Origin of the sequence: Lentibacillus sp. (genome assembly GCF_035301675.1) — a bacterium.
In the GTDB taxonomy this organism is placed as follows: Bacteria; Bacillota; Bacilli; order Bacillales; family Amphibacillaceae; genus Lentibacillus.
Genome location: NZ_DATGTT010000047.1, coordinates 72364 through 85261, shown reverse-complemented (window position 1 = coordinate 85261; position 12898 = coordinate 72364). Strand labels below are relative to the sequence as shown.

15 protein-coding genes are annotated in these 12898 nt (G+C 40.5%); 12 read left to right on the top strand and 3 right to left on the bottom strand.

From position 1 onward, the window contains the following. Window positions 1-14: 14 nt before the first annotated feature. The 5 genes from VK097_RS07285 (at window position 15) to VK097_RS07265 (ending at window position 3043) form a co-directional block, all read left to right on the top strand. The gene (locus tag VK097_RS07285) at window positions 15-290 is read left to right on the top strand and encodes a YlbG family protein (RefSeq protein ID WP_324211144.1); all 276 of its coding nucleotides are present in this window, start codon (window positions 15-17) and stop codon (window positions 288-290) included. Between the two features lie 816 nt (window positions 291-1106). Beyond that, window positions 1107-1655, top strand: a complete 549-nt coding sequence (rsmD, locus tag VK097_RS07280; protein WP_324211143.1) for a 16S rRNA (guanine(966)-N(2))-methyltransferase RsmD — start codon at window positions 1107-1109, stop codon at window positions 1653-1655. Window positions 1656-1669: 14 nt separating this feature from the next. Further along, window positions 1670-2146, top strand: coding sequence for a pantetheine-phosphate adenylyltransferase (gene coaD, locus VK097_RS07275; protein ID WP_324211142.1), 477 nt, complete (start codon window positions 1670-1672; stop codon window positions 2144-2146). Window positions 2147-2293: 147 nt separating this feature from the next. After that, a complete protein-coding gene (locus VK097_RS07270) occupies window positions 2294-2680 on the top strand; it encodes a VOC family protein (protein WP_324211141.1) in 387 nt (128 codons plus the stop codon). 162 nt (window positions 2681-2842) lie between these two features. Next, window positions 2843-3043, top strand: a complete 201-nt coding sequence (locus VK097_RS07265; RefSeq protein WP_324211140.1) for a hypothetical protein — start codon at window positions 2843-2845, stop codon at window positions 3041-3043. Between the two features lie 189 nt (window positions 3044-3232). On the opposite strand, the gene ylbJ is transcribed toward VK097_RS07265, so the two are convergent. Further along, window positions 3233-4438, bottom strand: a complete 1206-nt coding sequence (gene ylbJ, locus VK097_RS07260) for a sporulation integral membrane protein YlbJ (RefSeq protein ID WP_324211139.1) — start codon at window positions 4436-4438, stop codon at window positions 3233-3235. A gap of 202 nt (window positions 4439-4640) precedes the next feature. Between ylbJ and VK097_RS07255 the strand changes: the two genes are divergently transcribed. Further along, entirely contained in the window at window positions 4641-5663 is a 1023-nt protein-coding gene (locus VK097_RS07255) for a SepM family pheromone-processing serine protease (protein WP_324211138.1), read from the top strand. 92 nt (window positions 5664-5755) lie between these two features. On the opposite strand, the gene VK097_RS07250 is transcribed toward VK097_RS07255, so the two are convergent. Further along, window positions 5756-6967: a nucleotidyltransferase gene (locus VK097_RS07250; protein WP_324211137.1), complete on the bottom strand. Its 1212-nt coding sequence runs from the start codon at window positions 6965-6967 to the stop codon at window positions 5756-5758. Window positions 6968-7199: 232 nt separating this feature from the next. Here VK097_RS07250 and VK097_RS07245 point away from each other — a divergent pair, with 232 nt between their 5' ends. The 4 genes from VK097_RS07245 (at window position 7200) to VK097_RS07230 (ending at window position 9768) form a co-directional block, all read left to right on the top strand. Then, a complete protein-coding gene (locus VK097_RS07245) occupies window positions 7200-7727 on the top strand; it encodes a YceD family protein (protein ID WP_324211136.1) in 528 nt (175 codons plus the stop codon). A gap of 38 nt (window positions 7728-7765) precedes the next feature. Then, window positions 7766-7942: a 50S ribosomal protein L32 gene (gene rpmF / locus VK097_RS07240; RefSeq protein ID WP_135108195.1), complete on the top strand. Its 177-nt coding sequence runs from the start codon at window positions 7766-7768 to the stop codon at window positions 7940-7942. Window positions 7943-8428: 486 nt separating this feature from the next. Beyond that, window positions 8429-9196, top strand: coding sequence for an enoyl-CoA hydratase/isomerase family protein (locus VK097_RS07235; RefSeq protein ID WP_324211135.1), 768 nt, complete (start codon window positions 8429-8431; stop codon window positions 9194-9196). A gap of 89 nt (window positions 9197-9285) precedes the next feature. Then, window positions 9286-9768 carry an RsfA family transcriptional regulator gene (locus VK097_RS07230; RefSeq protein ID WP_324211134.1) on the top strand — a complete coding sequence of 161 codons (483 nt, stop codon included), beginning with the start codon at window positions 9286-9288 and terminating at the stop codon, window positions 9766-9768. A gap of 151 nt (window positions 9769-9919) precedes the next feature. On the opposite strand, the gene VK097_RS07225 is transcribed toward VK097_RS07230, so the two are convergent. After that, window positions 9920-10393, bottom strand: coding sequence for an N-acetyltransferase (locus tag VK097_RS07225; protein ID WP_324211133.1), 474 nt, complete (start codon window positions 10391-10393; stop codon window positions 9920-9922). A gap of 175 nt (window positions 10394-10568) precedes the next feature. Between VK097_RS07225 and VK097_RS07220 the strand changes: the two genes are divergently transcribed. Both VK097_RS07220 and bshC read left to right on the top strand, forming a co-directional pair. Then, complete coding sequence (locus tag VK097_RS07220) at window positions 10569-10949, top strand: DUF3397 domain-containing protein (protein WP_324211132.1); 381 nt, start codon at window positions 10569-10571, stop codon at window positions 10947-10949. Between the two features lie 98 nt (window positions 10950-11047). Continuing rightward, complete coding sequence (gene bshC / locus VK097_RS07215) at window positions 11048-12673, top strand: bacillithiol biosynthesis cysteine-adding enzyme BshC (protein WP_324211131.1); 1626 nt, start codon at window positions 11048-11050, stop codon at window positions 12671-12673. Window positions 12674-12898 lie beyond the last annotated feature (225 nt).

Sequence of the window (12898 nt, the reverse complement as noted above, 5' to 3'; positions counted from 1 at the left end):
AGCGGGGATGTTTGATGAGAACGAAACGTCAAGGGCTGATTGTCTGGTTTCAGCATATGAAAAATATAAAACATATTAAACGGTACGGTCACTTGATTTATTCGTCCAAAAAGCTTAAATATGCGGTTATTTACGTTGATCAGGAAGCCTTGGACAACGTTGAATCCAAGTTGCTGAAACTGCCATTTGTATCAAAAGTGGATCGTTCGTATAAACCTTTTGTGCGTACCAATTTCGAAAATGCCAAACCGGATAAAGCTAAACAATATGACTATAAGATGGGCATTTAACCTTTGCGGTGATACATACCAGGACCGCAAAGGTTTTTTGTAGTTATTCCTGCATACTTTGATGTCTTCCATTACAGTTAAATAAACTGCGTACATAGTGTAAGTTTTCTTCCATTCTGAACACGATAAGTGTTTTAAGACGCTCCGGCAATATATTTCGCTTTCCATGGGCACGGCCTCAGCCTCCTGAAAAGCAAATACCGCTTTTCTGCGGGGTCTTCGGACACGTGCTGTTCCCATAGGAGCCTTCGTATATTGCCTCCTCTAGCTATGAAGTTCTGCATATGAAATATTGTAGTTCATGAAATCAATGTTTAGTGTTTTGCTCCAACTAGAACACCATGCTGAGCTGCGGAAAATGCGAGACCGCGATAAAGATAAGAACTAAATTAGCACAATACTAGCGTAGGAGATACAAGCACTCAAATAAACTTCCAATGTCCGTCTCAGCTTATAGGAATTGCTAAATAAAATTTCAATTTTAGCGACATCTTTTGAAACAAATCGGAATAAAAAAAGAAAAACCTGCAGAAATATTTCTGCAGGTCCCTTTGTTTTCATACCAGAAAACAAAAAGGCAAAGGGAGAGGAGAAACCGGAGGAAGAACTTATGGGGAAGTGTAAGTCTTCTCCGAGTTTTGAAACAGCCAAGCAATTTTGAAGCTGTTTCACTATGTTATTATGGACAGAAGAGATTTTTATATACATAATTTGCTTGTGAAATATAGATATTTCATGCTGGACTTCGTACCAATTAATCATTGACGCTTGCGATTTTATTTTGATAGCTTTATTATAATTTATTGAGGTGGTAGTATGCGTGTGATTGCCGGATTCCATAAAGGACGCCAATTGGAAGCGGTACCGGGAAAGACAGCCAGACCTACATCCGATAAAGTGAAAGAAGCCGCTTTTCAGATTATGGGCCCGTTTTTTGAACAGGGTGCTTGTCTCGATTTGTTTGCCGGCAGCGGTGCTTTGGGAATTGAAGCATTAAGCAGGGGTATGGAGAAGGGAATATTTGTTGATGAACATCCTAAAGCTATACATACAATTCAAGATAATATCCGAACTCTGAAGTTGGAAGACAGTACTGAGGTGTTTCGCACTGATTCCTTCCGTGCATTGAATGCTGTTGCCAAAAGGGAGCTGCAGTTCGATCTTATATTGCTTGATCCGCCTTATAAAAAGGTGAATTACGGCGGATTGCTGGAATCGATTGAGCAGCTTTTGAAGGAGAATGGCATGATTTACTGTGAACATAACGCTTCTGAACAATTACCGGTGGAAATTGATAATTTATATGTTATGAAACAGGAAACTTATAATGACACGACAGGCATTACCATCTACAAAAGATTATAGAAGGGGGGTTGCAATTGACCCGATTAGCTATCTGTCCGGGGAGTTTTGATCCCGTTACATATGGACATCTTGATATTATTGAGCGCGGTGCAACTGTTTTTGATCAGTTGATAGTTGCTGTTTTCGATAATCATTCCAAGGCACCGCTGTTTTCTGTTGAGGAAAAAGTGGCTTTACTGAAACAAAGCACTGAACATTTGCCGAATGTGTCGGTCGATACGAGTAAAGGGCTGCTGATCGATTATGCAAGAAAATATAACGCAGATGCCATATTGCGCGGATTAAGAGCAGTCAGTGATTTTGAATATGAGATGCAGATCACTTCAATGAACAGGAAGCTGGATGATGACATCGAAACATTCTTTATGATGACCAATAATCAGTACTCTTTCCTCAGCTCAAGTATCGTTAAAGAAGTAGCCAAATATAAGGGTGATATTTCTGATTTGGTACCGCCTCCTGTTGCGGAAGCGTTACGATCAAAGTTTTAAATGGCTCATATAAGAAAAAGTAGATGGAGAAAAGCGTAAATAATTAGCATACCAAATCACATAAGATTTGGTATGCTAATTTTTATTGATATAAAATAATGCTGGACATGTGGGATGAGTTCAATTTTTTTATGTGGGGTGTTAAAGATGGAATTTCGCGAATTTGGTTTGATTTTATTTGTAGAGCGTTACGAGGAGTGTATCAGATTTTACAAGGATGTCCTACAATTGGAAGTGAGAAATGAAAAAGAACCACTGGTCACCTTCGAACTTCCAAACGGCTATTTAATGGTTGAACAGGGAGGCGTTGGATCAGCACAAGAAAAATCCAGAAAACAGAATCCTACTGTACTTCGCTTTGACGTTAGTATTTTAGCTTCTGTTGTCAAAAATCTTGAAGCACGTGGTGTTCATTTTTCAAAAAGAAGTTTAGCCTTTGACTGGGGTACCATTGCGGTTTTTAATGATCCAGATGGAAATCGTATTGAATTGGGAGAAATCAACAGTTCGAGTAGTTCATACACCAATAAGTAAAATGTTCGGTAGGCATAGAAATTATAATCTGAAGCAACCGGGCGCTTTTCTTGAATAAGAAGGTTCCTGAAAGAAGAGAGATTTTTTCGAGCGAAGAAAGGACTTTCGTAAGCAAGTAGAAGTTATATTGAAGGACACGTTAAGAAACTCGGGGGAGATACAATGATGAAAACTGTGAAGGGACAATTTATATTGTCTACAATAACTGCCATTCTTTTTGTTACTGGTTCATTTTTTTATATTGAGTTTGCTGGTGAAGAAAGGTTTTTGTTTACTCGGATTCTCTTTTACTTTGCTATGGTCATATCTGTTTACAATGCAGGATTATTAACACAAAAATATATTCAAATAAAACAGAAGTAATGTGTTCAATCATCGGAGCACTTTTGCCGAAGAATGAAAACAAATAAAAGAAACAGCTCAGTTTATATGTGAGCTGAGCTGTTTTATCTTTAATGATAGAAGGCCGAATCAGAAAAGGTGCTAATTCATAAGATGATCATACTGATATCACGTTAAGTGCACTACTTCGTGTGTCGGCAGGATCTTTTCTTATATTTTTCGCAGTCGCCTGATTATGATCAGTACAGCAAATAATAACGCTGTCAACGTTATGAGCGGCCCAAATTCAGATAAGCGAAGCAAAAAGTCACGCCATGACTCTTCCTGACCGCTGCCTGATACCGGAACGCCTTTAAAGTCAAACGAGGTCCGGTTCAGATATAAAGGTGTATAAAATAATGCTGTCAAAATAGCAGCAAATAAACCATGGAAGATTCTTGCAAAAAAGTATGGGGCAAACCGGATATCTGTCGGCGCGAGGATGCTTGCCACCTGTGCCTGAACCGAAAAGCCATTGAATCCCAGCACAAAACTGACAACAATTATTTTTTCCAATAGATTGGCGGTTTCGTCTTGTGAAATTAAATTGGCACCAAGGGTTATTTCGAATAACCCGGATAATAAAGGCAATGCCAGCTCGGCTGGTAGTGTAACAATCTGCAGAACATATTGGAAAAGTGATGCAATTATCGGTGTTACACCTGCTATATATAACAATTTTGTGAAGACAGAGAAAAGGATAATGAATCCGCCGACCATGACCAAGGTCTGGATTGAGTTCAATACGGCATCCCCGACAATTTTTCCAAAAGGTCTCGGATCATTAACCCTGGTTTGATGCATTTCCCGGAAGGCTCTGATGATCGACACCTTTTTCTTAGCCGGTTTAACCTTTTTTTCAGCATTCCGCCCGTAAAACCGCATACATACTCCCACAAGTGCATTACCGATATAATGGGAAGCACCCAAAATGACGCCAAGCTTCACATCATAAAAAAACCCGACCGAAACAGCACCGAAAATAAATAATGGGCTTGAGGCATTTGTAAATGATACAAGCCGTTCTGCTTCAATTTGCGTCAGCTGTTTTTCTTCCCGGAGCCGTGCTGATATTTTCGCTCCTGTCGGGTAACCGCTTGCCATGCCCATTGCCCATGCAAAACTTCCAACGCCAGGCACATTAAATAATGGACGCATAATTGGTTCACAGAGCACACCGATAAACTTCACGAATCCAAAGCCTATTAACAGTTCAGCCGTTATAAAAAACGGCAATAATGACGGGAACACAATTTCCCACCACATGTTCAATCCGCGTATGCTCGCTTCTAATGATTGATCCGGATATTTAATAAGCGAAAGTGCGATAAAAGCAGTTGTCCCCGCCAGTAATATCGTTTTGATTTTTTGTAGCAATCGAAAGCCCCCTTAAGGATGGCTGATCCTGTACTTCTTTTTTCGATAGTAGTAAAATAATGCTAGTTTCTTTTATATAAAATGACACCAAATAATTGGTACGAGTCTATATCAATATACGCGCATACATGATGTTTTTATGACATACACTTTTGACATGCAATCGAATGAGCGTACAGGTAAGATGGAAAGGAGTTTTTTGGTGAGATTCACGAAAAAGCATATTATTGCTTTAATCTTAGTTATCGGGATAGCATTTTTTATTTCAGCGTATAAATTACCTTATTATATATATAAACCAGGTGATGCAGATGCTCTTAACCCGATTGTGGAAGTGAAAGACGGTTACCAGAGTGAAGGCGATATGCATCTGGTTACAATCCGCGGGGGACAGGCCACACCTGTTCAGTATTTATGGGCAAAAATCCTGCCGAATCAGGATATCCTGCCACTTAATGAGGTGAGACCGGAAGGCGTGTCCGAGGATGAGTATTTTCATGCACAACTGCAAATGATGGAAAACTCTCAGGAGGCTTCAACGGTCGTTGCTTATGAAGCAGCCAATGAAGACATTTCGATTGATTACAATGGGGTCTACATTGTTTCTGTTGTCGAAGGAATGCCGGCGGAGGAGGTCCTGCAAATGGGTGACCGAATCGTTGGAATTGACGGCAGTTCAATCGATGAATCCAACGATTTGATTGAATACGTAGAAAATAAACAAGCGGGAGACACGATAACAGTAGACGTAGTTCGCGATAAAAAAGAATTTGAACAAGAGATCACACTTAAGAAATTCCCTGAAATGGAAAATAAGGTAGGAATTGGTATTCAGCTTGTTACTGACCGAAGTGTAGAAGTTGACCCGGAAGTTAACTTTTCCAGCGGCAATATCGGCGGGCCGAGTGCAGGGCTGATGTTTTCATTGGAAATATATGATCAGTTATCCGAAGAAGATTTAACAAAAGGCTACCAAATTGCCGGAACCGGAGAAGTGGACTACCAGGGGAACGTACTCCGGATCGGCGGAGTTGATAAAAAAGTTATTGCAGCAGATCAGGAAGGATGCGATATCTTTTTTGCAGCAAATAACGAGGAAGCTGAAAATTCAAATTATGAAGTGGCTTTAAAAACAGCTGAGGAGATTGGTACAGATATGCAAATTGTTCCTGTCCAATCGTTTGATGATGCATTACAGTACCTTCAGAACCTTGGGCCTTCCTGATGTGAAAAAAGCATGGAACCCTTTTATTCCGCCTTAACGTGCAGTAATCCCGCCACTTAACACCCCATAAAGGTGTTAAGTGGGCAGGTAGTTCAAATCATGATGGGCGGCTGGAGTTCCTGATGATAAAATGCTTGTCTCTTTTTAGGGGGGATAATGCTGTAATAGGCATGGCTTGCTTTCTCTTCAATTGACAGCAGCAGGCTCTCAGTCCCGGCAAGTGTTGAAATAAGCGGAACGTCCATATCCTTTTTCCGGGCATTCAAGTATGATTGCCCGGTTTTTGTCATACCTAACAGTCTTACATATGGAACGGTTTCATCGCTTACAAATTGCTGGACGTCATCTTTGGTAGTATTTGTTAAAATATGCGCAAATACACGCTGAAGTCTTGTCCAAGTATATCGTTTTGTTTTAATCTTTTTTATCCATTCATAAAAGGATGTGGTATCCCGGGCGGTTTTTTTAATGCGATTTTCCAGTCCTTCATCAACACCATGAATAGCAGCAAGTTCGTCTTCGGACATTGTCATAACGCGGTAATGGATAAGCTGAAAATAATTCTCCCATGAATGCCAGACGGCTGCCTGTTGTTTATACGCGCGCAGCTGCTGAATTGTTACTTCAGGGAGGGCGCTGGCAGCCGTTTCGGATATGTCCTCTTTACCTATAAGTTCTTTGCGTATGCTTGTAGCACTTGCAATCGAACCGGTAATCGCCTGATCATGGTAAGCATTCTTAATACGGGTGATGGTCAAGGGGTCTATTGGCAGCTTATCATCCAAAATCGCTTTAACATAGCTGAATCCGAGAATATTGTTAGGTTTGGTCAAATCCATTTCTGATGCGGCTAATCCTATTTTTTGGTAGGCGTACCGGCTGGCTTCGGGAAAAGAAAGACCGAGATGCAATTTTTCCTGAAGGGTTGTTTGGTAGACAGACTGCTTTTGCTGAAGCACATCATAACTATTGGTGAAGCGGGATATATCCCCGGATTCACTTCCGAAGCAAATGTTTGAAACGCCAATTTCATGTAATGTTTGGACAGAACCCCGGGCAAATAAATCACTGCTCTGAACGGCATACACATACGGGAGCTCCAGCACGATATCGGCGCCTGCCGACAACGCTGCTTTGGTTCGGTGAAACTTATCAATAATGGCTGGCTCGCCGCGCTGTAAAAATGATCCGCTCATAACAGCAATCAGACAATCCGCTCCGGAAGCTTTCCTTGATGCTTCTATATGGAAAGCATGTCCATTATGAAATGGGTTATATTCAACAATTAAACCGCAAGCTTGCATGTATTCCAGCCCTTTCTGAATTCTTTCATTGTACCCCGCATATAAGTAGAAGTATATATGCGAGTAAAACACTGTTTTAGGATTAAGGCTTATTGTATCAAAAAAAGTGTTGTGGTGCATGGTTCGTTGTTGCTAAAAAGGGAATACTGGCAATAGAGCATATGTAAAGAAAATATATTGACAAAAAGGTATTTTCCTTTTAAAATTACTCTTGTTGCCTTGAGGTGATACTATGAAATTTTCAGTAGCTCAAATTAAAAGAAATGCAGGTTATGAACCCTTTGCTTTTGATGATCAGGTTGATGTTTCCGAACTGGAAACGATGAACAATGATATTCGAAAGATCGGCTCTGTTCACGTTAGCGGAACAGCGATGGATCAGGGTGATGACATTATTTTCACATTTGCAATAGATGGCACAATGATTTTACCATGTGCCCGCACATTGGTGGACGTGCCCTATCCGTTTCAAATAAGCGCAACCGAAATTTTCACAGAGTCACCATATGAAAAAGATGACTCAGATGATGATATTCATTCAATTGATGGGGAAGTACTTGACTTAAATCCATTAATAAAGGAAAATATTTTATTGGAAGTCCCTTATCGTGTGTATTCAGATGATGCAGACGCTTTAAGCCGGGCTCCTTTTGAAGGAGCAGGCTGGGAATTAATTTCAGAAGACAAAAAAGAGCAAAAACCAGACCCACGTTTTAAAAAACTGGAATCTTTACTGGAGGATAAAAAGGAAAAGGAATAGAATCTTCCATTCCTTGCATGATTGAAGGGGGTGTAAGCATGGCAGTACCAAAAAGAAGAACATCCAAAAAGGTGAAAAACCAGCGTCGTACGCATAAAAAATTGCACGTACCAGGCATGGTGGAATGCTCGAACTGCGGTGAGCTGACTAAGCCGCATCATGTATGCAAATCATGCGGGCATTATGATGGCAGAGAAGTCGTCGCAAATGATTAAATTGAACTCGTAGGTTAATTCTAAACAGATCACTGTAACAGTGATCTGTTTTTGTATACATATGCTTGCTTGATTCATAAAAGAAATTATGATTGGAGACTGTTTTCTAATAACTTGTCATTTTTGACACAAGATCCATAAACTGTGACGTATTGACAGGATTGATTTCCGCTTTGGGCAGTTGCTTTCCGCGGGCAACGCTTAGCTTCCTCGGAAGCTAAGACCGCTTCCTGTTCAGATCTCAGCTGCCCGCGGAAAGCGCAGTGATTTTCCCGGAACGGTATTATAGTACTCAAACATGTTCGCATAATACGTCGCAGTTTATCCCGCATCTAGTGGACCTTAAATGCCCGATTCGTTCAACTAACATTCAGTAGAGAAAAGCGCTCTACTGAATGAAGTTTCACTTTACCTCAACTGTAAAGATTAATTAGCTGTAATATTTACGAAAAGAGTCTATTTGTAAAAGGAAGGGAAAACACATATATGACTGATTTGGTTCAATACAGAACGGATGAAAAGGGCTATGGTGAAATTCTGCTGAACCGCCCGGAAAAGATGAATGCCATTTCTAAAGATATGACACGTTCGTTTTTAAATGCACTTGAAACTGCCAAACAGCAGCAGGTGAAGTTTTTGGTCATTACAGCTGTTGGTGACCGGATGTTTTGCGCCGGTGGAGATTTACAGGATTTGCATGGTGATTTGAGCACCGAAGAGGCTTTTACTGTATTATACCCGATGAAGGAAGTGCTTTATGAACTTGTGTCTTTTCCCGTTCCAACCGTATGTTTATTAAATGGGGATGGAATCGGTGGCGGCTGCGAAATTGCGACAGCATGCGATATCCGGATTGCCAAAGCAAATACCCGGTTTGGATTTGTCCAGACAAAACTGGGAATCACACCTGGATGGGGCGGTGGAACTCTTTTGTACGAGAAAGTTCATTCCAGTTTCGCATTTCAATGGCTAATGGAAGCGGCATTGCATCGGGCAGATTATCTGCAAAAGCATGGCTGGATTCAAAAAATTGCCGGTGATGAAGAATGGAACGACCGGGAATCTCTTTTAAAGCCATATCTAACAAAGTCGCTGGAACAAATGAAGATATTAAAAATGCAATATCAGAAGAAGCTATCTATTTTGCTGCTTTCTGAACAAATGAACGATGAGGTAAGAAATTGTGCTGAATTATGGGAGACAAAAGAACATAAGGATGCGGTCCGGGAATTTATGTTTCGAAATAAAGAATAGATAATATTTTCTAAGAAAATTGACCGTGAACGATTCTATCACACCTACCTTTTGCATACATTGATAGCAAATGCATAAGGAGGGATGTTATGAATGCAACACGGCAGGATGCATGGACGAAGGACGAAGATATTTTATTGGCAGAGACCGTTCTTCGTCATATAAGAGAAGGGAAAACCCAGCTTGAAGCATTTAAAGATGTCGCAAAGCAATTGTCCAGAACATCCGCGGCATGCGGCTTTCGCTGGAATGCCTCTATCCGCAAACAATATCAGGATGCTATTGAAAACGCCAAAAAAGACCGGAAACAGAATAACCGGCAAAAGACGCTGGTTCAATACGACACAACAGGTAATGGAGAGCCGGATCCGATTGATACGGCTATTTCTTTACTGGAAAAGATGCGCAATCATTCCAATGGTGATAAGCAGTTATTCCATAATGAAGGAGAAGTAACACAACAGCAGTTGATAAACGAGAATGAAGCACTGAAAGAACAACTGAACCGTTATGAGCAGGCGTGGACTGAAATGGGAAAATTATGGGCCTGGGTATACGAGCCGCGGAAATGAAGGAGAAAGACATGAATGATTGGAATATGCCATTCATGTCTTTTATTTTAGCAGTTAAAAAGCATAAATCCTTTCTTACTGCATATGTGCAAGGCTGCTGAAATCAGCCAGGTTATGTCGGGTTATTAAATCAGCGGCCGGATCGATCGATTCAGACTCCTTTTTCTTCGACCCCTTCAGGCATCCATATCAGCGGATTTTCCCCAAGGTCTCTTTCCATTTCGTATTTTGCTTTTTGGAATCCCATTTTTTCCCAGAATCCGTGTGAGTTAATCCGCGGATTTGTCTTGATCGGCAGCTGGAAACTCTTGGCGAAATCAACCAGGGCCTTTCCGTAATCTCTGCCGCGATAGTCCGGTAAAACCTCAAGTTTCCACAGCTCCAAATAATCCTGCGGCGGTTCAAAATAGGCATCATATTTTGCGCTGACTTTATATAAACTCATTCTGGCGATCAGATTACGGCCAACATGAATTCCATAAAAAGGCGATTCGCTGTTATTCTCAACGATATTATTCTGGAGATCTTCCATCATGGAAAGTTCCTGGTTCCCGTATTCTTTAAATCGTTTAAATTGCTCCAATGTTTTATAATTGATCAAGAGTTTTTCGACTTCATTATTCATTTTATCTTTCCCCCTTCGAACTTAAGTATTTAGAATTTCTTTATTTTTAATTATAATATAAAAAAGCCGGAAAGGGAATGAAAGAAAATAATCCACAGCAAAGGGTAATTTATTCTGTTACCATTGTATCAATAACCGGTTCACTGGAGAATAGAAAAGGGGTAAATGACGGGAAATGATATTGAATTTAGTTGCTTATTTCATTGGCTTCATCATTATGCTTCCGGTACTTGCAACATTGATTGTTTATATTATTGGCAGAAAAGTGTACAAACATAACTGGAAAGCAATTCATGCTGCCGTGAGCTGGACAACACTTCTTTACATTATTGCTGTCATAACGATGTTTAAAACCATTTTCGGGCATTCATTCTTTGGAATAATTCTATTAATTTTACTGACGCTGATTACAGCTATTGTGGTTATTCAGTGGAAAATCTATACAGAAGTTGCGTTTAAAAAAGTGTTTAAAGTTTTCTGGCGTATCTGCTTTTTGCTGTTTTTACTATTGTATTGCTTGCTTGTGCTGATGGGGATCGTTCTTCGTTTTTTTTAACAAGAAGAGACGTAAAACAGATTGAATGCAATCCACTCTTGTTTTATGTAAAATGTGTTATGGACATATATGATAACAATTAAAGGAGCATGCGACCGATGCGGATCACGCCAATTACATTACAAAAACAAAATGCACTAATAGATGATTATCGAAACCACCGGTCCGGGATTTTGGAGCATTTTGACTATGATCCATACCTGGAATCAACATATCAGTCCAGAGAAAAAACATTGCAGAATAAACACATTGACCGTGAAAACCTGACAGAAGCATTAGTCACAATGAACAGGCGATGGGATGCTCCTCAATCAACGTATCTTAATATAGAGCGGTTGAAGAAAGATAACAGTGTGGTTGTTATTGGAGGCCAGCAGGCGGGTCTTCTTACAGGGCCGATGTATACCATTAATAAAATCATATCAATTATCCAGTTTGCCAAACAGCAGGAGTCCAAACTTCAGACACCGGTTATTCCGGTTTTCTGGATAGCCGGTGAAGATCATGATTTTGCTGAAATTAATCATATTTATTTGCCTGAACATAACACTATGAAAAAATACAAACTGCAGCAGCGGATATCCGACAAACGCCCTGTTTCAGATATTTCAATTGATCAATCGGCGGCAGGTGAATGGATTGATCAGCTATTTGCGGGGCTGGCCGAGACAGAACATACGAAAAAATTGTACCGGACAATACGGGATTGTTTGCGGCAGTCGGGTACTTATGTGGACTTTTTCGCCCGGGTTATTTATCAATTGTTCGATAAAGAAGGTGTTGTTCTTGCTGATTCCGGAGATTCCTCGATGCGTGAGATGGAAAAGCACCATTTTGCGACTCTGATTGAAAACCAAAAGAAAATCAGTTCAGGTGTTTATACGGCATTACAGCAGCTGAAGCAAAAGGGGTATGCTGTTTCACTGGAGGCAGAGCCTGATGATGCACATCTTTTTTATCATGATGGTAATGACAGGATACTGCTTACACGAGATGATGAAGGGAACTGGAGAGGCAAACAGCGGGAAGTTCTTTTAACAACAGAAGAGCTCTTGGAGACAGCACAAAACGATCCATCAAAACTAAGCAATAATGTGGTGACAAGAACGGTTATGCAGGAATGTCTATTTCCGACACTGGCATTTATCGGCGGCCCGGGTGAAGTTGGTTACTGGTCTGTTTTAAAGCCTGCTTTCCGGGCGGCTGATATGGAGATGCCGCCGGTACTGCCGCGGTTATCCTTTACATTTCTTGACCGTCGCGTGGAAAAATCATTGCAGAAGTATGCCATCGATGGGGAAAATGCTATTAATCACGGTGTTGAATCCCTTAAAATCAAATGGCTTGCCAACCAGTACGGACCACCGGTTCAGAAAGTTGCTTCTGAAATCAGGCAGGCTGTTGATACAGCGCACAAGCCATTAAGGGATATAGCCAGAGGAATACGTTCTGATTTAGGTGAATTGGCTGATAAAAATCTGTACTATTTGAATGAGGATATTAAATATTTGGAAGAGCGTATTATGAAAGGGCTGGAAGAAAGACACACAGAACATTTGAATGAATTCGATCTGATCCAAAACACGCTTCACCCTAAAAATGGGCTGCAGGAGAGAGTATGGAATCCATTAGTCTGGTTGAACGAATATGGTCCCGAATTTATCAGCGAACTTACAAACCAGTCATATTCATTCCTGGCCCCGCACCATATTGTTTATTTATAGCATGATATACTTTAATGTACAGAGATTTTAAACGCCCCACCTTCCTCCACTTTTTCAGAATGAGTGGAAGAAAGGTGGGGCTTTTTTTATGGCAAATATTCCAAACAGGCGTGATAGCGGTGTTTGTCCGCGGTATGAGGAGTTGTAAATGCAGGCTTATGTTCAGTGAGGTATAGCGCATTAGGCCTATTTTTAAAATTAACGGAAAGAATTTTAAAAAATAAG